Below are 19,384 nucleotides of genomic sequence, written 5' to 3'. Positions count from 1 at the left end.
ACACCTCCCCTTCCTCCCTGTTGTCTCCCGGCGCCCTGTGGGCTGCCACCGCTTAGCTAGGTGCACACTACAATGAATGGGCATTTTCTTCCGGCCCCCAGACCTTAGCGTGAGGGCGGAGATCGAGTAAACGACCTTGGGGGGATACCATGAGTGACACAGCCGGCGTGATTGCCGATACACCGGCCCATGTGCCTGAACATCTGGTGCGTGAGGATTACCCGTTCATCATGGGGGCGCAGACCTCCCGCAACCCGTTCAGCACCATGGTTCCCGCTCTGCACGAAGGGCCGGGCCTGATCTATTCCACGAATTTCTATCCGGGGTTTCAGCCGGCATGGGTTCCGCGGCGGCTGGAAACGCTACAGGCGCTTTACATGGATACCGACCATTTCTCGAGCGAGGCCTTTTCGCCGTTTCCGACACTGATCGGAGAGACCTGGAACCTCGTGCCGGTCGAAATCGATCCGCCTGCCCATGCGGTTTACCGCACGTTGCTCAACCCGCTTTTTACGCCCGGCCGTATGCGCAAGCTGGAAGACAAGGTGCGTGACGCGGCGCGCGAAGCGATTGCGGCGTTCAAGGACAGTGGCGAATGCGAATTCATGGGCCATTTCGCCTTTCAGTTCCCGATTGTCGTCTTTCTTGATCTGATGGGCCTGCCCCATGACCGGATGGCGCAGTTCATGGAATGGGAATTCATGCTGCTGCACAGTCTGGATATCGAAGAGGTCGCCAAGGGCACGCGGCTGGTGGTCGACTATTTGCGCGCTGAAATCGAAGACCGCCGCGCCAAGCCCACAGACGATCTGATCAGCTTTGCCGTGACCGCCACGATCGAGGGGCGCAAGCTGAATGATGACGAGCTGATCGGGCTGTGCTTCAATCTTTTCATCGGTGGGCTTGATACGGTCTCCACCAATATCGCCTGGCAGATCCGCCATCTTGCCGAACACCCGCAAGACCAGCGCCGCCTGCGTGAGGACCCCACGCTTATTCCCGCCGCGGTCGAGGAAATGTACCGCCGCTATGCTGCGGTGACGACATTCCGCACCTGCGTCAAACAAACCGAGCTGGACGGCGTGACCATCATGCCGGGCGACAAGATTGCCATGCCGACGACCTTGGCCAACACCGATCCGGGCGCGTGGGACCGCCCGTTCGATGTCGATTTCGACCGGACCCCGCGACACATCACATTCGCCTACGGGATTCACCGCTGCATCGGCGCGCCGCTTGCCCGGCGAGAGTCGGTGATTGCCATCGAGGAACTGTTGGCGGCTGTCCCCGAGTTCCGCATCGCCGAGGGCGAAGAGCTGATCACGGAACTGGGGCCGATCCTGCAGCCAAAGAACCTGCCGCTTGTGTGGGGTGACCGGCGCACCCGCCTCACCGCCGCGACGGCCAAGCCACAGGACGTGGCCGCCGCGCAGTTGCAGGGGGAGCGCATCGGATCTTCGATTGAAGATGTCCTTGCCTTTCTTGCCGCCAAGCTGAGCACGATGGAGCCGTTCGGAAAGGTGATCGAGATGCGTCTGGACGACCACCAGATCTTCCTCGACGGAACGGTTAATCCGCCGGCACTTGCCGGGAGCGACGAAAAGAATGCCGATGTCAGCGTCCGGGCCGGGCTCAAGAACTTTGTTGCGATCCTCAACAAGGAGATGAGCCCCCAGATGGCCATGATAAAGGGCAAGATCAAAGTCAGAGGCGACATCATGTCGGTGATGGCGCTGACCAAGCTGCTCTGACCGGTTTCATCTCAATTCCACCCTTACACCTGCCCGGCCAAGTGTCCGGCCGGGCGAACTTTCCGCAATTGGAGCCTGATATGCCCGAGATTACCTTTGTCACCACAGCCGGGGAGGAAATAACCAAGGAAATCCCGGTTGGCCTGTCCCTGATGCGCGGCGCGGTGGAGGCGGGGATAAACGACATACTGGCGGAATGCGGCGGCGTTGCCTCTTGCGGCACCTGCAAGATCATCCTCGACGAGGCGAATGCCGGCAGGATTCCCCCGGCTGATGCGTTCGAAGGTTCGATGCTCGAGGACGACCCGGAAGGGTGGCGCCTCTCCTGCCAGATCATCGTGGATGACACGCTGGAGGGGCTCGTCGTCCGGCTGGCGCCGACGGAATACTAGGCCGCGCCACCGCCAGAACGAGGCGAAGCCGTCTTTCAACACGCCGAACCACACGACCCGTTCCCGCAAAGACATGAATGAGGAGTAACCATGTCACAATTTGCCTATGTCGTGCTCAGCAACCCCGTTCCGGGGCGAGAGGACGAGTACAACGATTGGTACAGCAATCGCCATCTGGCCGATGTCACGGCCGTTCCGGGATTTATCGCCGCGCAGCGGTTCCGCTTGATGGATGACAGCGCCGAGGGGGCGCCTGCCCAGCGGTACATGGCGATATACACGATGGAGACCGACGATCCCGCAGCGGCGGTCGAAAGCCTCCGAACGCTGGTCGAGACCGGGAAGATGGCCATGAGCGAGGCGTTCTCGATGGAGGACATGGCCATCCACCTCTACGAAACGATCACGCCGCTTGTCTGCAAAGCACCGGAGGGCGCGTAACATGGGCAAGGGCGAATTTGACGGAAAGGTCGTTCTGGTCACCGGCGCCGCCTCTGGCCTTGGGCGCGCGGCGAGCCTGCGTTTTGCGGCGGAGGGCGCGAAACTGTGCCTGGTCGATCTGAATGACGAGGGGCTGGCCGAGACCGCGCGGCGCATCTCTGGCGCGGGCGGCGAAAGCGTGACCTATGCCGGCGATCTGGGCGATCAGGCACATTGCGCCGCTGCGGTTGCACGCGCAATCGAAGGGTTCGGGCGTCTTGACGTGCTGTGCAATGTGGCCGGGATCCTGCGGTTTCACGCGCTTGCCGACGTCACACCGGACGTGTGGGAGCGGCTGTTCTCGGCCAATGTCACGGGGCCGTTCTTCATGATCCAGGCGGCGATGCCTCATCTTGTGAAAACCGAGGGAAATATCGTCAATGTCGTCTCTACGGCGGCGTTTCTGGGGCAGGCCTATACGGCGCCCTATGCGGCGACCAAATCAGCGCTGCTGAGCCTGACCAAGTCGCTGGCCATGGAGTTCATGCACTCGCCCGTGCGCATCAACGCGCTGGCGCCGGGGGGCATGATGACGGAGATGATCCAGACATTGCAGTTTCCGGCGGATGCCGACCCGAGCCTCATCGCGCGCTATACCGGTATACGCCCGCCCTCGCAGCCGGATGACATTGTTGAACCGCTGATGTTCCTGACCTCGGATCGTGGGCGATCGGTGCACGGGGCCTGCCTCAGCGCCGACAACGGAATCACCTCGGGCTGACGCCCCGGCCTGGAAAGGCAGGGATGCGCCGCCGCGCGGCGTTTTCCGCATATTTCCGGCGGATATAAAGAACCCCCCTCGTCGCAAGGCGGGGGGCGGTTTGCCTCGGCGAAAAGGGCATGGATCACGCCTGCGGAGCGCCATAGCACACTCAGACCCAGGGCAAGGTTAAGCGCTGGCCCCAGACCATGAAGAACCGTGTCCGGCTCTAGCATTACTTCTTGCCCGGCGATCTCGATCGCCGGATCAGTGCCTTGGTCGAGGACTACAACATCAACTCTACCATGAGAGCCTTGGGAACCTGACGTCAGCCGACGTCTACTTCGGTCGCGCTGAGCAGATCCTGAAACAGCGAGAGGAGATCAAGCGTAAAACCATGCACAAGCGGCCTCACTCCGGCATCAGCACCCTCTGCGGATGCTGAAGCGGCGCCTCCTTGAGCCATATCCGCACCGTTTCAGAGCCGACGGATGCGCACAGCGCCTGCCCGGCCGGCAAACGCCCCCAGCTTTGCGCGCCTAAGGCGTCGCCATCGACGCGCAGCCCCCCGGACAGCACCAGAAATTCGAGTCCTCTCTGATTTTCCACCGTCACCCTTGCCTCTGGCTGCCACTCCTCCAGAGAGACCCGCTCGGCGCCGTCGTCGAACAACAGACGTGCCGCGCTGGCCCCGGAACGCAAAGGCGCCGCCTCTCCCTCGCCCGGCTGGCGGACGATCTGCGCCTCGTCACCCTGGCGGTATTGCCAGAGGCGCACGAAGATCGTGCATCCCTCTTTTGCCGCCGGTTCATGCGCGCTGCCCGGCGGGTTGCGGAAATAACTGCCTGCGGGATAATCGCCATGCTCGTCCTGAAAGGTGCCCTCCAGCACAAGGATCTCCTCGCCGCCATGATGGACATGGCCCGGAAAGGCGCTTCCCGGCGCATAGCGCACGACAGAACTCGCGCGGGCGACTTCGGCCCCCTCGCGGTAAAGCATCTTGCGCTCGACCCCGGCCGCGGGGCTGGGCACCCAGTCAAGACGGGCCGCGTGCACGATGACGGGGCGGTTCAGGTCGTTATTGATCTGCATTGCCATATTCTCCCATGGGTCAAATCATCCGGGACCTGACGTCGCCGGATTTCATCCTTTGACGGGCCAGGACCGCGAGCGGGGTCTCATGGTTTCGTCCCCCGGATATCAAGGCTTGGTTGGCGCGCCGCGCAGGCCATCGGCCCGGTCAGAATCTCCGCCACGGCCCGTCCGGCGGCCTCGACCGCCCCGGCGAGATAGCCGGGTTCGGTGCGGCTGGTCTCGCTGCCGATGAGCGCGATGCGGCCCTGCCAGTCGCCCGGCACCCACGGCGCCCCGCTCGGGGCGGGATGACCTGTGGCCTCCTGATCGTCCGGGGTCGCGGTCAGCGGATCGGCGGCCCAATCTTTCAACAGGGTCGCCTGCGGCGCTCCGGCATCGGGGCCGAACAGCTCGGCGAGTTGCCGGACGGCGGCCGCGACGAGGGAGTCGCGCCCCGCGACAGCGCGCTGTCGGGCAGGCATGCCAAGGAAACCGAACAGGGCCGCCTTCCCGGAAGCCGTTGTCGCATCATGGATCTCGACGAGCGGGCCGACCAGGCTTTGCGCGGTGCCGGAAAGCCCCGCCTCGCGCCAGAACGGCCGCTCGTAGAGCGCGAAGAGCTTGGCATGCGGCGCCATCCAGGTCGGTGTTTTGCGCCAGCGCCGGGCGGTTGCCTCCTCGAGCGCGGGCGAGAAGGCGACTGTCGCGTCAAGCAGCCGCGGCGGCAGTGCGAGGAGCACCTGCGCCCCGGCAAGGCGGCATTCGGCACCGGCGGCATCGATAAAACCGACCTCGACCAGCGGGTCGGCACGCGCGACATGCGTGATCCGCGCGCCGAGTTGGAGGGATGTCCGCGGCAGGCCGGAGGCCATCGCCGCGATCATGGCACCGCTGCCGCCGACGATGCGCATGGACTGTGGCGCCTGCCGCATTCCGCGATAGCGTTGTGGCGCCTCCTGGGACATCCTTTGAAAGATGACATCGCCCTCAGTGTTTTGTGCAACGGTGGCCAAGCCAAGCGAAGTGACAAGCGCCCGCATGTCCGGTTGCTCATCCGGCCAGAACCAGGAGGGGCCGAGATCGAAACCGTCCGCCGTCAGGATGCGACCGCCCAGCCGATCGCGGGCCTCAAGCAGGTGAAAGGCAACACCGGCCCGATGGAGAAGATGCGCGGCGGTCAGCCCGGCCAGACCGCCGCCGACGATGAGGACCGGCGCGTCTGGCGTGGGGGTCTGCAATCTGGTCATGGGGCTCGTTTCATCATGCTGTGCATCGACATCCTCTGATCAAGATGATCACCTGTGCAGAAATGACCGTATATCTACCGATAGATAGGTTGCTAGCAATTGCTCGTGGAAGGCGCAAGGCCTATCTATCGGTTGATAGGTGAGGGGATGTGACTGTGAAAGACACGGCGGATGCGATCATGGATGCGGCGGAGCGGCGGATACGCGACGCGGGATACAACGGCTTCAGCTTTCGCGAAATCGCGGAGGAGGTCGGGGTGAAAAGCGCGAGCGTGCATTATCATTTCGCAACGAAGGAAGACCTCGCCGCCTCTGTCGCGCGCCGCTACACGGAGCGGTTTTTGCTGTCCGTCGACGAGGAAGTCGCAAGCGGCTGCGGTACCGTCGAAGCCTGGGTGCGGGGGTTCCGGCGCGCGTTGAATGATGACGGAAAGATGTGCCTATGCGGTGCGCTAGGGGCCGCATCGCATTCTTTGCCGAAGGAGGTGCTGAGCGAAGCGCAACAGTTCTTCCGGCTTGGCCTGGCGAAGCTGACCGAAGGGGGGCTTTCGCAATCCCGTGCGCTGCAAGTCATGGCCGCGCTTGAAGGAGGGATGTTGTTGGCCAATGTCCTGGCAAACCCTGACGCTTTCCACGCCGCAGCAGCGGGTCTATCCTAGCCGAACCGCGAACCCACCGGGCAATGTCATATCTGCCGGCGTCCGGTCATCTGGCATACGCGAAGCAACACTTTCACCGGCGCTGAGGGTCTCCGCTTTGCGATCATTGTCGGCAGGGTCTGCCTGCCGCACGCTCGGCCAGTGCCGTGGTTTCGCCTGGGTCTTTTTGCACATTGTCTCTCCTGATCACAGCAACCCGGCCGTCTTCAGCACGACAATCCACTCAACTCGTCGTCCAAGGTTGTCCGAGCCACTTTTCAAATCGACGTGATCGGTTGGTGATGCAGTATGTTTTGCATTGTGCACAATTATATTGATAACTACAAAAGTTGAGACAGACACAGGAGACTCACCATGAGCACACTTTATTCCACGACAGTCACCGCGGTTGGCGGCCGTAATGGCACGGTCCGCAGCGACGATGGCCTTGTCGACCTGCAGCTTTCCATGCCGAAGACCCTGGGCGGCAAAGGCGGCGCAACCAACCCCGAGCAGCTTTTTGCGGCTGGCTATGCCGCCTGTTTCGGCAACGCCGTCATCCACGTGACCCGCAACAAGGAAGCGAAAATCCGCGACAATGATGTCGAGGTGGTCGCCACCGTCGGCATGGAACCGAACGGCGCGGGCGGGTTCGGTCTGACGGTCGCGCTGGACGTGACCCTCGCGGGTGTCGATCAGGCAACCGCCGAAGAGATCCTTTCGGAGGCGCACAAGGCCTGCCCCTATTCCAACGCCGTCCGGGGCAATATCGACGTTGCCCTATCGGTCAAGACACGCTGAAGGAGCAGGGTTCGGTGTCCGCCCCGAATGACGACGATCCGCTGAATCTCGACCGGCAGGTCTGTTTTCCGCTTTATGCGGCCACCAACCTGTTGCAACGGGCCTATCGGCCCGTGCTGGCGCCTTTGGGTCTGACCTACTCGCAATATCTGGTCATGCTAGTGCTGTGGGAACACGACCCGCTCAGTGTGGGCGAGCTGGGCGCGCGCCTGCATCTCGACAGCGGCACGCTGACCCCGTTGCTGAAACGCATGGAGCAAGCGGGCCTTGTCGCGCGCCGCCGCGACCCGCAAGACGAGCGGCGGGTTCTGATCGCGCTGACACAAGACGGCCGGGACCTGCGCGCCGCTGCGCGGAAGGTGCCGGAAACCCTTGAAAATCAACTCGGCCTCGATCCGGTGGCGATCGAGGACCTGCGCAGCTCGGTCCAGGCCATGGTGCGTACGCTGGCAGGCAAGACAACATCCCCCCAATCAAAGGAGCAACTTTAGCCATGACGAATTGTACCGGATACGCGGCCACAGCCGCCGACGCCCCGCTTGGCCCGTTCTCGTTCACGCGCCGCGAGCCCGGGCCGACCGACGTCGCCATCGACATCCTTTATTGCGGCGTCTGCCATTCGGACCTGCACACGGCCCGCAACGAATGGGGCAATACGCTTTATCCCTGCCTTCCGGGGCATGAAATCGTCGGCCGCGTCACCGCTGTCGGCAAGGACGTGACGCGGTTCAAGGTCGGTGACGTCGCCGCCGTCGGCTGCATGGTGGACTCGTGCCAGGAGTGCGAGAGCTGCCGCGAAGGTCTTGAACAGTTTTGCGACAAGGGGCTGGTCGGCACCTACAACAGCCCCGACGCGATCCTGGGCGGGCATACGTTCGGCGGCTATTCCAGCCACATCGTCGTGACCGAGGAATTCGTGCTGCGGGTGCCGGACAATCTCGATCTTGCGGCGACGGCCCCGTTGCTGTGCGCCGGGATCACCACCTATTCGCCGCTGCGCCACTGGGGTGCGGGCCCGGGCAAGAAGGTCGGCGTGGTCGGCCTGGGCGGCCTTGGGCACATGGCGGTCAAGCTGGCCCATGCCATGGGCGCCGAGGTGGTGCTCTTCACCACGTCGCCCTCCAAGGTCGAGGATGGCCAGCGGCTCGGCGCCCATGATGTCGTTCTCTCGACCGATCCCGACGCCATGGCGGCGCATGGATCGAGCCTCGATCTGATCATCGACGCCGTGGCGGCGCCGCATGACATCAACGCCTATCTGGCGCTTCTGAAGCGCGACGCGACGCTGGTCCAGGTCGGCGTCCCCGACCAGCCGCTACCGGTCAGCGTCTTCAGCCTGATCGGGAAACGGCGCAGTTTCGCCGGTTCGCTGATCGGCGGCATCGCGGAGACCCAGGAGATGCTGGATTTCTGCGGCGCGCATGACATCACGGCGGATATCGAGATGATCCCGATCCAGAAGATCGAGGAAGCTTATGCCCGCATGCTCAAAAGCGACGTGAAATACCGCTTTGTCATCGACATGGCGTCGCTGGCCGAAGCCGGGTGACGTGGGCATGATATCTGCGCCTGAGACCTGTCCGGGGCGCGATCAGCGCCCAGACGCCGCGCGGCCATTGGAAGCGGCCAGATTGGATGCAGGCGGATTGGATAGTTGTGGATAAGGAACGCGCATGGCTCATGAAGAGATTCTGATCCCCACCCGCGACGGCGACTGTCCGGCGTATATCTTTACACCCGAAGGGACGGGGCCCTGGCCGGCGGTGATCTTCTACATGGACGGGCTCGGCATCCGACCGGTGCTGTTCGAGATGGGACAGCGACTTGCCGATGGAGGCTATGTCGTACTTTTGCCGGATCTTTTCTACCGCGCCGGCCCCTACGACCCGCTTGATGCGAAAAAGGTTTTCGCGTCCGGTGATTTCATGGCGGCCGTCGGGCACATCTTTCACACCACCGACAATCGCCGCGCCGCCGAGGATACCGGCGCCTTTCTCACCTATCTCGACGGGCGCGATGATGTGGCGGGGGATAAGATCGGCACGACCGGCTATTGCAAGGGCGGGGGGATCTCGCTCACGGTGGCGGGAACCTATCCCGACAGGATTGCTGCGGCCGCGAGTTTTCATGGCGGCAATCTGGCGACCGACTCGGAGCAGAGCCCGCACCTGCTTGCATCAAAGATGAAGGGGCGCGTTTACGTCGCCGGCGCGGATCGGGACACATCCTACCCGCCGGAGATGGCCGAGCGGCTCGAGAAGGCGCTTGACGATGCGGGTGTGGATCATCGGTGCGAGATCTATCCGGGGGCGCTGCACGGATGGACGATGGCGGATTTTCCCGTCTATGACGCGGCAGCCGCCGAACGGCACTGGCGGGAATTGTTCGCGCTCTTTGCACAGACGCTTCGGTAGAACGCGGGCACTTCGCGGATTGTCACGCGCCAGCCTTGTCCGGGCCCGGATATGGAAAAGGCCAGAGACATCATGCCCCGGCCTTTATCATTCCGGCGAAGGCGCGATGCGGTGTCCGGCGGCCGCTTGGCCGTGCCTTGAAACAGGCCGAAGTCGAGGTCCTGGCCGTGGGTAGCCCGGCGAAAACATAGGTCCGACGGGGAATCTAAAAATTCGTCTCGCCTCGTGCCAATCTCATTGGCGCTGTCGGCGAGGGTACCTGAACTCATCCGTTGCCTTCGCCAGCTATAGGCCGTGGTGCTGTTTTCGGCCCAAAAAATCAAAAAACCCCTGAATCTGAATGATTCAAGGGGTTTTTTAGAGTTGTATTGGTGCCCAGGAGAGGACTCGAACCTCCACATCGTTTCCAATACTAGCACCTGAAGCTAGCGCGTCTACCATTCCGCCACCTGGGCAGGTGTCGTGAGGCCGCGATGTATAACTCCGCCGGGGGCATGTCAACGGGTCTTTGCCAGAGAATTCGCAGTTATCTGATATCCGCTTGTTTGGCGCGGGGCGGGCGGCTATTCAGGCAGGTAACGGAATGGATGGAGGCCTCCACATGTCCAAGCTTGTCACCATTTACGGCGGGTCGGGCTTTGTCGGGCGGTATATCGCGCGGCGTATGGCGAAAGAGGGCTGGCGTGTGCGCGTTGCCGTTCGCCGCCCGAACGAGGCCGGCTTTGTCCGGCCTTACGGCGTTGTCGGTCAGGTTGCGCCGGTGTTTTGCAATATTCGTGATGATGAATCCGTCCGGGCGGTGATGCAGGGCGCGGACGCGGTTGTGAACTGCGTCGGCATTCTGGCCGAAACCGGCCGGAACCGGTTTGACGCGGTCCAGCATGAAGGTGCCGAACGCATCGCCCGAATCGCCGCCGAGGAAGGTATCGCACACCTTGTGCATCTGTCGGCCATCGGCGCCGATGCCGAGGCCGAGAGTGCCTATGCCAGATCGAAGGCATTGGGAGAGGAAGGCGTTCTGGCGCATTTCCCCGATGCGGTCATCCTGCGGCCTTCGGTGATTTTCGGGCCCGAGGATGCGTTTTTCAACCGCTTCGCGTCGATGTCGCGCTGGGGGCCGGTGCTGGGCATCGTCGGGGCGGATTCGAAGTTTCAGCCGGTCTATGTCGATGACGTGGCGAAGGCCGCGGTGATGGGCGTGCTGGGGCAGGCCGCGCCGGGGATCTATGAGCTGGGCGGACCCGAGGTCAGCAGCTTTCGCGATCTGATGGCCGATATGCTGAAGGTGATACACCGCCGGCGTCTGATCATGAACATCCCGTTCTTTCTGGCCGGGATCATGGCCGGATTCTTCGGCTTTGTGCAGGCTGTGACGGGCGGTCTGGTGGCCAACACGATTCTGACGCGCGATCAGCTTCGGAACCTGCGCCGCGACAATGTGGTGTCCGAGGGCGCGATGGGCTTCGACACGCTGGGTATCTCGCCGATCGCGGCCGAGGCTGTGATGCCGGAATACCTGTATCGGTTCCGCCCCTCCGGCCAGTATGACGCGATCAAGGATTCGGCGAGAAACCTGCGGGTCTGAGCGCCGCTAGCTATAGGCGATGTAAAGCAGGATCACGCCCAGGATCACCCGGTAGATCACATAGGGCGTGAAGCTGACCGAGCGCAGAAGCCGCATCATCAGGGTCAGCGCCAGAAGCGCCGAGGCGAAGGCGAAGAAGGCGGCGATCGCCCCGTCGCGCGCGGCGGCCGCGTCGGCCTGCATCGCCACCTCTGCGCCCAGCAGGATGCCCGAGGCCGCGATGGTGGGGATCGACATCAGCATGGACAGTCTGGCCGCGTCTTCCCGTCGGTAGCCCAGGGCGCGGGCGCCGGAAATGGTGATGCCGGAACGGGACGTGCCGGGGATCAGCGCGACGGCCTGCCACAGGCCCATGATGATGGCATGGCGCAGGGTCCAGCCTTCGGCCGTCAGCTCGGTCGGGCCTTTTTGGTCGGTCCAGTAAAGGAACAGGCCGAACAGAAGCATCGTCCAGCCGATCACGGCGACGGAGCGCATGGCGTCGTCCAGCCCGGTCAGCTTCAGCACGAGGCCGATCACGATGACAGGGACGGTCGCCACCAGCAGGAGAAACGCCAGCCGCGCGCCGTCAGTGTCGATTCTGCCGCGCAGCAGGCGGCCGAGGCCGATAAAGGCGCTGGCGACATCATGGCGGAAATAGAGCACGACGGCGAACAGCGTTCCGACATGGACGGCAACGTCGATAACCTGTCCCTGATCGACGTGTCCGGTGAGTGTTGGCAACAGAATCAGGTGACCGGAGGAAGAAATCGGTAGAAACTCTGTCACGCCCTGAATGATGGCGACGATCAGAAGATAATACAGAGACATGCGCGCCCCGCCAGAATTGTTTGGCGCCATCCTAGAGCAATGATTTTAAATAGAAAGCGCATAAATAGGTAAACTTAGCTGACCATAATTTCGCCAAAAATGACCGGTTTCGGAGGGTAGAGGTGAAAATTATTGCCATTTAGGTAAGCTGTACTGACTTTATTTTTATTTGATCAGGCCGTATGAGGGGCGCGGTTCAAGGAAATCGGGAGAGTTTCGCAAATGGCGAAGGAACAGATGCTCCAATTCGTGGATGTGCAGAAAGAGATGCCGCAAAAGCGGCCCCCGGACCTGCGCGCGAAGGATTTCCACGAGATCTATGCCGAATACGCCGATGAGAAGGCAAAGGTGCAGGCCAGCCGCTGCAGCCAGTGCGGCGTGCCCTATTGCCAGTCGCATTGCCCGCTGCACAACAACATTCCCGACTGGCTGCGCCTGACCGCCGAAGGGCGGCTGCAGGAAGCCTATGAGATCAGCCAGGCCACCAACACCTTCCCCGAGATCTGCGGCCGCATCTGCCCGCAGGATCGCCTGTGCGAGGGGAATTGCGTGATCGAGCAATCCGGCCACGGCACCGTGACGATCGGCGCGGTCGAGAAATACATCACCGATACCGCCTGGGAAAAGGGCTGGGTCAAGCCGGCCGTGCCGTCGCGCGAGCGCGGGGAGAGTGTGGGGATCATCGGCGCCGGCCCCGGCGGCCTTGCTGCCGCCGACGCGCTGCGCCGCAAGGGCGTTCAGGTCACGGTCTATGACCGGTACGATCGCGCCGGCGGGCTGCTGACCTATGGCATCCCCGGCTTCAAGCTGGAAAAAGACGTGGTGATGCGCCGGATCGAACAGTTGGAACAATCCGGCGTCGAATTTGTACTGAACTGTACCGTGGGCGAAGACATCAGCTTTGACGCCATTCGCGGCAAGCATGACGCGGTGCTGATCGCGACCGGCGTGTACAAGACGCGCGATCTGCAGGGGCCGGGCTCGGGCGCCGAGGGTATCGTGCGGGCGATCGATTATCTGACGGCGTCGAACCGGGTCAGCTTTGGCGATGAGGTGCCGGAGTATGACAGCGGCGAGCTGTGTGCCACCGGCAAGCGCGTTGTCGTGGTCGGCGGCGGTGACACGGCGATGGACTGTGTGCGCACCGCGATCCGGCAGGGGGCGACCAGCGTGAAATGTCTCTACCGCCGCGACAAGGCGAATATGCCGGGCAGCCAGCGCGAAGTGCAGAATGCCGAGGAAGAGGGCGTGGAATTCGTCTGGCTGTCGGCGCCCAAGGGGTTTACCGGCGACCGGGTCGACAGCGTTCTGGTGCAGAAGATGCGCCTGGGTGTGCCGGACGCGTCGGGCCGCCAGTCGCCCGAGGTGATCGAGGGGGCGGATTATGCCGAACCGGCCGATCTGGTGATCAAGGCGCTGGGGTTCGAGCCCGAGGATCTGCCGACGCTCTGGGGTGAACCGGCGCTGGAGGTGACCCGCTGGGGCACCGTAAAGTCGGATTTCCGCAGCCACGAGACCAGCCTGCCGGGCGTGTTCGCCGTGGGTGACATCGTGCGTGGCGCGTCGCTGGTGGTCTGGGCGATCCGCGATGGGCGCGAGGCGGCCGACAGCATCCTGGCCTACCTGGCGCAGCCGGCGCAGGTTGCGGCGGAATAGGCTCTGTTTCGGGCCAACGGCCGGGCGCATCCGATGCGCCCGCGCCCGCCGGGCGAATCCGGCAGCACCCCTGACCCGAGTGGCCAACGAAAGATGAACAACATGGAACGCAGAGTGAAGATGGCGCTGATCGTTCCTGCCCTCTGGGCGGGGCTGGCGGCCTGTGCGTCTGCCGACCTGTTCGAGCCGCACCCCGGCTGCGATTCCTTTCTGACGGTTCAGATGCGCGGCTGCGAAGTGTCGATCTACTGGCGCTGCGCCGGGATGGAGGGCAAGGTCTGGCAGGGTGCCTATGGCGCCGATGGCGCCTATGCGGTGAACATCTATGACCGCGAGTTCCAGTGGCTGGAAGGGTTCTATATTTTCGACCGCACCGTGGAACGGCTGAGCGATCCCGGCAAGGATCCGATCTCGATGAGCACGCTGCTCGAGAGCGGCGAAGACACGTTCGGGTTTACGCTCGAGGCCGTCACCGATGGCGAGAGCGAAATGCTGCATGTCGAGGGCCGCGACCGGCTGACCGGCGATGCGGTGGAGATTGACGGTGTTTCCCTGCTGGAGGCCGACACCGCGCTGACCATCCGCAGCCAGGACGGAGCGGTGGAATACCAGTCGACCGGGCGGCAATATGTGTCCCCCGACATGCGGCTGTTCTTTCTGGGCAAGGAATGGGTCACGGAGTCGGGCGAGGTGTTCGAACATGACAACACGCCCGTCGATTTCATCTTCCCCGGCGAGCCCGGTTTCAATGGCACGACGCCGCTCTATGAATGTGAAAGCGTGCTATCCTTGGCGCCGAGTCATAGCGGAGGTCGGGGATGAGCATTTACACCGGACATTGCCTGTGCGGCGCGGTCTCTTTCACCGCCCGTGACATCGCCCCCGGGGCCGGGGCCTGCCATTGCAAGATGTGCCAGCGATGGGCCGGATCGGCGCTGCTGGCCGTGACCGCGCTGGAAGATCAGATCGAATGGTCCGGGTCGGAACATGTGGCGACGATCCAGTCGTCGGACTGGGCCGAGCGCGCCTGGTGTTCCAGATGCGGCTCTGGCCTTTGGTACAGAATCACCGCCGAGGGGCCGCACCAGGGTGAGTATGAAATCCCTGTCGGCCTGTTCGATGACGCCAGCGGCCTGACCCTGACGCGCGAGATATTCATTGACAGAAAACCGGATGTCTTCGCCTTTGCCGGCGCGCATGAACGGCTGACCGAAGCCGAAGTGTTTGCCCGGTACGGCGTGACCACGACAGGAGCCTGATAATGACCAAATATGATGAAAACTGGGTGGCCGCCGAAGAGGCCAAGCGCAAGTGGATGGCCGAGAACGGGCTGTACCGCGAAGAAGACGAGCATGCGTCCTGCGGCGTCGGGCTCGTGGTGTCGATCGACGGCAAGCCCAGCCGCAAGGTGGTGGAAAACGGGATCAACGCGCTGAAGGCGATCTGGCATCGCGGCGCGGTCGACGCGGATGGCAAGACCGGCGATGGCGCGGGCATTCACGTGCAGATCCCGGTGCCGTTCTACTATGACCAGATCCGCCGCACCGGACACGAGCCGCATATGGATCAGCTGATCGCCGTCGGTCAGGTGTTCCTGCCCCGCACGGATTTCGGCGCGCAGGAAAAATGCCGGACCATCGTCGAGGCCGAAGTGCTGCGCATGGGCTATTACATCTATGGCTGGCGCCATGTGCCGGTGAATATCGAGGTGCTGGGCGAAAAGGCAAACGCCACCCGCCCCGAGATCGAGCAGATCATCATCTCCAACATCAAGGGCGTTGACGAAGAGACCTTCGAGCGCGAGCTTTACGTGATCCGCCGCCGGATCGAAAAGGCCGCCGCCGCCGCCGGGGTGCAATCGCTCTACATCTGTTCGCTGTCCTGCCGGTCGATGATCTACAAGGGCATGATGCTGGCCGAACAGGTGGCGGAGTTCTATCCCGACCTGAAGGACGAGCGGTTCGAGAGCGCCTTTGCGATCTATCACCAGCGCTATTCGACGAACACCTTCCCGCAATGGTGGCTGGCACAGCCGTTCCGGATGCTGGCCCATAACGGCGAGATCAACACGCTGAAGGGCAACCTGAACTGGATGAAGAGCCATGAGATTCGCATGGCTTCCAGCGCGTTCGGGGATCTGGCCGAGGATATCAAGCCAATCGTGCCGCAGGGATCATCCGATTCGGCGGCGCTGGATTCGGTGTTCGAGGTGCTGGTGCGGGCCGGGCGCAATGCGCCGATGGCCAAGACCATGCTGATCCCGGAAAGCTGGTCGAAGCAGGCGGTGGAGCTGCCGGAATCGTGGCGCGACATGTATTCCTACTGCAACTCGGTGATGGAGCCGTGGGACGGCCCCGCCGCGCTGGCCATGACCGACGGCCGCTGGGTGTGCGCCGGGCTTGATCGGAACGGGCTGCGGCCGATGCGCTATGTCGTCACCGGCGACGGGCTGATGATCGCCGGGTCCGAGGCCGGGATGGTGCCGACGGATGAGGCGACGGTGCGCGAAAAAGGCGCGCTGGGGCCGGGGCAGCTGATCGCCGTCGACACGCGCGAGGGTGTGCTGTTCCACGACAAGGAGATCAAGGACAAGCTGGCCAAGTCGCAGCCCTTTGGCGAATGGGTCGGCAAGATCAACGAACTGGACAAGGCGCTGGGCTCTGTCGTCGAGAAGCCGATGTTCGAAGGCGCCGAGCTGCGCAAGCGGCAGATCGCGGCGGGCTACAGCATCGAAGAGCTGGAACAGATTCTGACGCCGATGGCCGAGGACGGCAAAGAGGCGATCGCCTCGATGGGTGATGACACGCCGTCGGCGGTGCTGTCGGAAAAATACCGGCCGTTGAGCCACTTTTTCCGCCAGAACTTCAGCCAGGTGACCAACCCGCCGATCGATTCCCTGCGCGAATACCGGGTGATGAGCCTGAAGACACGGTTCGGCAACCTGAAGAACGTGCTGGACGAAGACAGCAGCCAGACCGAAATTCTGGTGTTGGAGAGCCCGTTCGTGGGCAACGCCCAGTTCGATGAGATGGTCAAGCAGTTCAACGCGCCGATGGTCTCGATCGACTGTACCTTCGTTGCCGATGCCGGGCATGAGGCGCTGCATGACGGGCTGGCCCGCATCAGGGCCGAGGCCGAAGACGCCGTGCGGTCGGGCGCGGGCCATCTGGTGCTGACCGATCAGAACCAAAGTGCCGAGCGTGTGGCGATGCCGATGATCCTGGCGACCAGCGCGGTGCATTCGTGGCTGACGCGCAAGGGGCTGCGCACCTTCAGTTCGGTCAACGTGCGGTCGGCCGAATGCGTGGACCCGCATTATTTCGCGGTGCTGATCGGCTGCGGCGCGACCACGGTCAACGCCTATCTCGCCGAAGACAGCCTTGCCGACCGGATCGCCCGCGGGTTGCTGGATTGCTCGCTGACAGAGGCGGTGGCGAACTATCGCAGCGCGGTGGATTACGGGCTGTTGAAGATCATGTCGAAGATGGGGATCTCGGTGATTTCCTCTTATCGTGGCGGTCTGAATTTCGAGGCCGTGGGCCTGAGCCGCGCGATGTGCGCCGAGTATTTCCCCGGCATGCATTCCCGCATTTCCGGCATCGGTGTCAGCGGCATTCAGCGCAAGCTGGAAGAGGTGCATGCCAAGGGCTGGCAGGGTGGCGCGGATGTGCTGCCGATCGGCGGCTTCTACAAGGCGCGGCGCACCGGCGAGAAACACGCATGGGAGGCGCAGACGATGCATATGCTGCAATCGGCCTGTGATAGTGCCTCTTATGAGATGTGGAAGCGGTTCTCGGCCACGATGCGGGCGAACCCGCCGATCCATCTGCGCGATCTTCTTGACATCAAGCCGATCGGCAAGCCTCTCCCGATCGAAGAGGTGGAAAGCATCACCTCGATCCGCAAGCGGTTCGTGACGCCGGGCATGTCGCTGGGCGCGCTGTCACCCGAGGCGCACAAGACGCTGAACGTGGCGATGAACCGGATCGGCGCCAAATCCGACAGTGGCGAGGGCGGCGAAGACCCGGCGCATTTCGTGCCCGAGGCGAATGGCGACAACCCGTCGGCGAAGATCAAGCAGGTGGCATCGGGCCGGTTCGGCGTGACCGCCGAGTATCTGAACCATTGCGAAGAGCTGGAGATCAAGGTCGCCCAGGGCGCCAAGCCCGGCGAGGGCGGCCAGCTGCCCGGCATGAAGGTGACAGAGCTGATCGCGCGTTTGCGGCATTCGACCAAGGGCGTCACGCTGATCAGCCCGCCGCCGCATCACGACATCTATTCGATCGAGGATCTGGCGCAGCTGATCTATGATCTGAAACAGATCAACCCGCGCGCCAAGGTGACCGTGAAGCTGGTGGCATCGAGCGGTGTCGGCACGATCGCGGCGGGCGTGGCCAAGGCCAAGGCCGATATCATCCTGATCTCGGGCCATAACGGCGGCACCGGGGCCAGCCCCGCGACCAGCATCAAATATGCCGGTCTGCCGTGGGAAATGGGCCTGACCGAGGCGCATCAGGTTCTGGCGATGAACAACCTGCGCGAACGGGTGACGCTGCGCACCGACGGCGGGCTGCGCACGGGCCGCGACATCGTGATGGCGGCGATGATGGGGGCCGAGGAATACGGCATCGGCACTGCCGCGCTGATCGCGATGGGCTGTATCATGGTGCGTCAGTGCCAGTCGAACACCTGCCCGGTGGGCGTATGTACGCAAGATCCGCGCCTGCGCGAAAAGTTCACGGGCAACGCCGACAAGGTGGTCAACCTGATCACCTTCTACGCGCAGGAGGTGCGTGAGATTCTGGCCAGCATCGGCGCGCGGTCGCTTGATGACGTGATTGGCCGGGCGGATCTGCTGACCCAGGTCAGCCGTGGCTCGGCGCATCTGGATGATCTGGATCTCAACCCGCTTCTGATCACCGTCGATGGCGCGGCGAAGATCGTCTATGACCGTAACAAGCCGCGCAACGCGGTGCTCGATACGCTGGATGCGCAGATCGTGCAGGACGGGCACCGCTTCTTCGAGGAAGGCGAGAAGATGCAACTGTCTTACGCCGTGCGCAACACGCTTCGCACTGTGGGGACGCGGGCGTCGAGCCATATCGTGAAACGCTTCGGCATGCGCAACAACCTGCAGCCCGATCATCTGACGGTGAAACTGTCGGGCTCGGCGGGGCAGTCGCTGGGGGCCTTCGCGGCGCCGGGGCTGAAGCTGGAGGTCGCGGGCGACGCCAATGACTATGTCGGCAAGGGCCTGTCGGGCGGTCTGATCGTTGTGCGGCCGACCATGGCCTCGCCGCTGGTGGCGTCGGAGAACACGATCATCGGCAACACGGTGCTTTACGGCGCGACCGATGGCTATCTGTTCGCTGCGGGCCGGGCGGGAGAGCGATTCGCCGTTCGCAATTCCGGCGCGAAGGTGGTGATCGAGGGCTGCGGATCGAACGGGTGTGAATACATGACCGGCGGCGTTGCTGTCATTCTGGGCTCGGTCGGTGCCAATTTCGGGGCCGGGATGACCGGCGGGATGGCCTATCTCTACGATCCCGAAGGGCTGGCGCCGGCGATGATGAACATGGAAACGCTGGTGACCTGCCCGGTTACGGTCGACCATTGGGAGGGGGAGCTGAAGGGGCTGATCGAACGCCATGCCAAGGAAACGATGAGCCGCAAGGCCGCCGATATCCTTCAGCACTGGGAGATAGAGCGCGGCAATTTCGTGCAGGTCTGCCCGAAGGAAATGCTGATCCATCTCAAGCACCCGCTGGGGATCGAAAAGCAGGCTGTTCCGGCGGAATAGAGACGCATTTCAGATCAGGCGAAAGGGGCCGGGCAG

Annotated in this window: 17 protein-coding genes, 1 tRNA gene and 1 pseudogene; 15 read left to right on the top strand and 4 right to left on the bottom strand. The window is 63.1% G+C overall.

Annotated elements, in window-relative coordinates:
- The first annotated feature begins 149 nt into the window (after nucleotides 1-149).
- From GGR17_RS06700 to GGR17_RS20310, 5 genes and pseudogenes are all read left to right on the top strand, one after another.
- Nucleotides 150-1,751 (top strand): cytochrome P450, encoded by a 1,602-nt coding sequence (locus tag GGR17_RS06700; RefSeq protein WP_082386482.1) that lies wholly within the window; start codon nucleotides 150-152, stop codon nucleotides 1,749-1,751.
- Nucleotides 1,752-1,831: 80 nt separating this feature from the next.
- Entirely contained in the window at nucleotides 1,832-2,143 is a 312-nt protein-coding gene (locus tag GGR17_RS06695; RefSeq protein WP_054537597.1) for a 2Fe-2S iron-sulfur cluster-binding protein, read from the top strand.
- Between the two features lie 90 nt (nucleotides 2,144-2,233).
- Entirely contained in the window at nucleotides 2,234-2,584 is a 351-nt protein-coding gene (locus GGR17_RS06690; protein ID WP_037203671.1) for a DUF4286 family protein, read from the top strand.
- Nucleotide 2,585: 1 nt separating this feature from the next.
- Nucleotides 2,586-3,344, top strand: coding sequence for an SDR family NAD(P)-dependent oxidoreductase (locus tag GGR17_RS06685; protein ID WP_054537598.1), 759 nt, complete (start codon nucleotides 2,586-2,588; stop codon nucleotides 3,342-3,344).
- Between the two features lie 113 nt (nucleotides 3,345-3,457).
- Nucleotides 3,458-3,768 (top strand): annotated as a pseudogene (locus tag GGR17_RS20310) (hypothetical protein); the annotation flags it as partial.
- Here the strand turns inward: GGR17_RS20310 and GGR17_RS06680 are convergent.
- Nucleotides 3,735-4,415, bottom strand: a complete 681-nt coding sequence (locus tag GGR17_RS06680) for a cupin domain-containing protein (RefSeq protein WP_054537599.1) — start codon at nucleotides 4,413-4,415, stop codon at nucleotides 3,735-3,737. The pseudogene GGR17_RS20310 and the gene GGR17_RS06680 sit on opposite strands and share 34 nt — an antisense overlap.
- 86 nt (nucleotides 4,416-4,501) lie before the next feature.
- Nucleotides 4,502-5,644, bottom strand: a complete 1,143-nt coding sequence (locus tag GGR17_RS06675; RefSeq protein WP_054537600.1) for a flavin monoamine oxidase family protein — start codon at nucleotides 5,642-5,644, stop codon at nucleotides 4,502-4,504.
- A 155-nt stretch (nucleotides 5,645-5,799) separates the two neighbouring features.
- Here GGR17_RS06675 and GGR17_RS06670 point away from each other — a divergent pair, with 155 nt between their 5' ends.
- From GGR17_RS06670 to GGR17_RS06650, 5 genes are all read left to right on the top strand, one after another.
- Nucleotides 5,800-6,303: a TetR/AcrR family transcriptional regulator gene (locus tag GGR17_RS06670; RefSeq protein WP_054537601.1), complete on the top strand. Its 504-nt coding sequence runs from the start codon at nucleotides 5,800-5,802 to the stop codon at nucleotides 6,301-6,303.
- 354 nt (nucleotides 6,304-6,657) lie between these two features.
- The gene (locus GGR17_RS06665; RefSeq protein WP_054537602.1) at nucleotides 6,658-7,083 is read left to right on the top strand and encodes an organic hydroperoxide resistance protein; all 426 of its coding nucleotides are present in this window, start codon (nucleotides 6,658-6,660) and stop codon (nucleotides 7,081-7,083) included.
- A gap of 14 nt (nucleotides 7,084-7,097) precedes the next feature.
- Nucleotides 7,098-7,574, top strand: a complete 477-nt coding sequence (locus tag GGR17_RS06660; RefSeq protein WP_054537603.1) for a MarR family winged helix-turn-helix transcriptional regulator — start codon at nucleotides 7,098-7,100, stop codon at nucleotides 7,572-7,574.
- A gap of 2 nt (nucleotides 7,575-7,576) precedes the next feature.
- Nucleotides 7,577-8,632, top strand: a complete 1,056-nt coding sequence (locus tag GGR17_RS06655) for an NAD(P)-dependent alcohol dehydrogenase (protein ID WP_054537604.1) — start codon at nucleotides 7,577-7,579, stop codon at nucleotides 8,630-8,632.
- A 124-nt stretch (nucleotides 8,633-8,756) separates the two neighbouring features.
- On the top strand, nucleotides 8,757-9,497 hold the full coding sequence (locus tag GGR17_RS06650; RefSeq protein WP_054537605.1) for a dienelactone hydrolase family protein: 741 nt from the start codon (nucleotides 8,757-8,759) through the stop codon (nucleotides 9,495-9,497).
- 369 nt (nucleotides 9,498-9,866) lie between these two features.
- Here GGR17_RS06650 and GGR17_RS06645 read toward each other — a convergent pair.
- Nucleotides 9,867-9,952: transfer RNA gene (locus GGR17_RS06645), tRNA-Leu, on the bottom strand.
- 146 nt (nucleotides 9,953-10,098) lie between these two features.
- On the opposite strand from GGR17_RS06645, the gene GGR17_RS06640 reads away from it, so the two are divergent.
- Nucleotides 10,099-11,082, top strand: coding sequence for a complex I NDUFA9 subunit family protein (locus tag GGR17_RS06640; protein WP_054537606.1), 984 nt, complete (start codon nucleotides 10,099-10,101; stop codon nucleotides 11,080-11,082).
- 6 nt (nucleotides 11,083-11,088) lie between these two features.
- On the opposite strand, the gene GGR17_RS06635 is transcribed toward GGR17_RS06640, so the two are convergent.
- Complete coding sequence (locus tag GGR17_RS06635) at nucleotides 11,089-11,892, bottom strand: undecaprenyl-diphosphate phosphatase (RefSeq protein WP_054537607.1); 804 nt, start codon at nucleotides 11,890-11,892, stop codon at nucleotides 11,089-11,091.
- Nucleotides 11,893-12,114: 222 nt separating this feature from the next.
- Here GGR17_RS06635 and GGR17_RS06630 point away from each other — a divergent pair, with 222 nt between their 5' ends.
- The 4 genes from GGR17_RS06630 to gltB all read left to right on the top strand — a co-directional run bounded on the left by GGR17_RS06630 (nucleotide 12,115) and on the right by gltB (nucleotide 19,348).
- Nucleotides 12,115-13,548, top strand: a complete 1,434-nt coding sequence (locus GGR17_RS06630; protein ID WP_054537608.1) for an NAD(P)-dependent oxidoreductase — start codon at nucleotides 12,115-12,117, stop codon at nucleotides 13,546-13,548.
- A gap of 102 nt (nucleotides 13,549-13,650) precedes the next feature.
- On the top strand, nucleotides 13,651-14,370 hold the full coding sequence (locus GGR17_RS06625) for a hypothetical protein (protein WP_054537609.1): 720 nt from the start codon (nucleotides 13,651-13,653) through the stop codon (nucleotides 14,368-14,370).
- The gene (locus GGR17_RS06620; RefSeq protein WP_054537610.1) at nucleotides 14,367-14,807 is read left to right on the top strand and encodes a GFA family protein; all 441 of its coding nucleotides are present in this window, start codon (nucleotides 14,367-14,369) and stop codon (nucleotides 14,805-14,807) included. The genes GGR17_RS06625 and GGR17_RS06620 overlap by 4 nt, the downstream gene beginning before the upstream one ends.
- Before the next feature lie 2 nt (nucleotides 14,808-14,809).
- Complete coding sequence (gltB, locus tag GGR17_RS06615) at nucleotides 14,810-19,348, top strand: glutamate synthase large subunit (RefSeq protein WP_054537611.1); 4,539 nt, start codon at nucleotides 14,810-14,812, stop codon at nucleotides 19,346-19,348.
- Nucleotides 19,349-19,384: the final 36 nt, after the last annotated feature.

This window comes from Actibacterium naphthalenivorans (genome assembly GCF_014196965.1).
Classification (GTDB): Bacteria; Pseudomonadota; Alphaproteobacteria; order Rhodobacterales; family Rhodobacteraceae; genus Actibacterium_A; species Actibacterium_A naphthalenivorans.
This window is presented reverse-complemented; position numbering and strand designations above follow the sequence as displayed.

Coding starts and splice junctions, on each gene's coding strand:
- GGR17_RS06700 (WP_082386482.1), top strand. CDS start 150: ATGAGTGACACAGCCGGCGTGATTGCCGATACACCGGCCCATGTGCCT.
- GGR17_RS06695 (WP_054537597.1), top strand. CDS start 1,832: ATGCCCGAGATTACCTTTGTCACCACAGCCGGGGAGGAAATAACCAAG.
- GGR17_RS06690 (WP_037203671.1), top strand. CDS start 2,234: ATGTCACAATTTGCCTATGTCGTGCTCAGCAACCCCGTTCCGGGGCGA.
- GGR17_RS06685 (WP_054537598.1), top strand. CDS start 2,586: ATGGGCAAGGGCGAATTTGACGGAAAGGTCGTTCTGGTCACCGGCGCC.
- GGR17_RS06680 (WP_054537599.1), bottom strand. CDS start 4,415: ATGCAGATCAATAACGACCTGAACCGCCCCGTCATCGTGCACGCGGCC.
- GGR17_RS06675 (WP_054537600.1), bottom strand. CDS start 5,644: ATGACCAGATTGCAGACCCCCACGCCAGACGCGCCGGTCCTCATCGTC.
- GGR17_RS06665 (WP_054537602.1), top strand. CDS start 6,658: ATGAGCACACTTTATTCCACGACAGTCACCGCGGTTGGCGGCCGTAAT.
- GGR17_RS06655 (WP_054537604.1), top strand. CDS start 7,577: ATGACGAATTGTACCGGATACGCGGCCACAGCCGCCGACGCCCCGCTT.
- GGR17_RS06650 (WP_054537605.1), top strand. CDS start 8,757: ATGGCTCATGAAGAGATTCTGATCCCCACCCGCGACGGCGACTGTCCG.
- GGR17_RS06640 (WP_054537606.1), top strand. CDS start 10,099: ATGTCCAAGCTTGTCACCATTTACGGCGGGTCGGGCTTTGTCGGGCGG.
- GGR17_RS06635 (WP_054537607.1), bottom strand. CDS start 11,892: ATGTCTCTGTATTATCTTCTGATCGTCGCCATCATTCAGGGCGTGACA.
- GGR17_RS06630 (WP_054537608.1), top strand. CDS start 12,115: ATGGCGAAGGAACAGATGCTCCAATTCGTGGATGTGCAGAAAGAGATG.
- GGR17_RS06625 (WP_054537609.1), top strand. CDS start 13,651: ATGGAACGCAGAGTGAAGATGGCGCTGATCGTTCCTGCCCTCTGGGCG.
- GGR17_RS06620 (WP_054537610.1), top strand. CDS start 14,367: ATGAGCATTTACACCGGACATTGCCTGTGCGGCGCGGTCTCTTTCACC.
- gltB (WP_054537611.1), top strand. CDS start 14,810: ATGACCAAATATGATGAAAACTGGGTGGCCGCCGAAGAGGCCAAGCGC.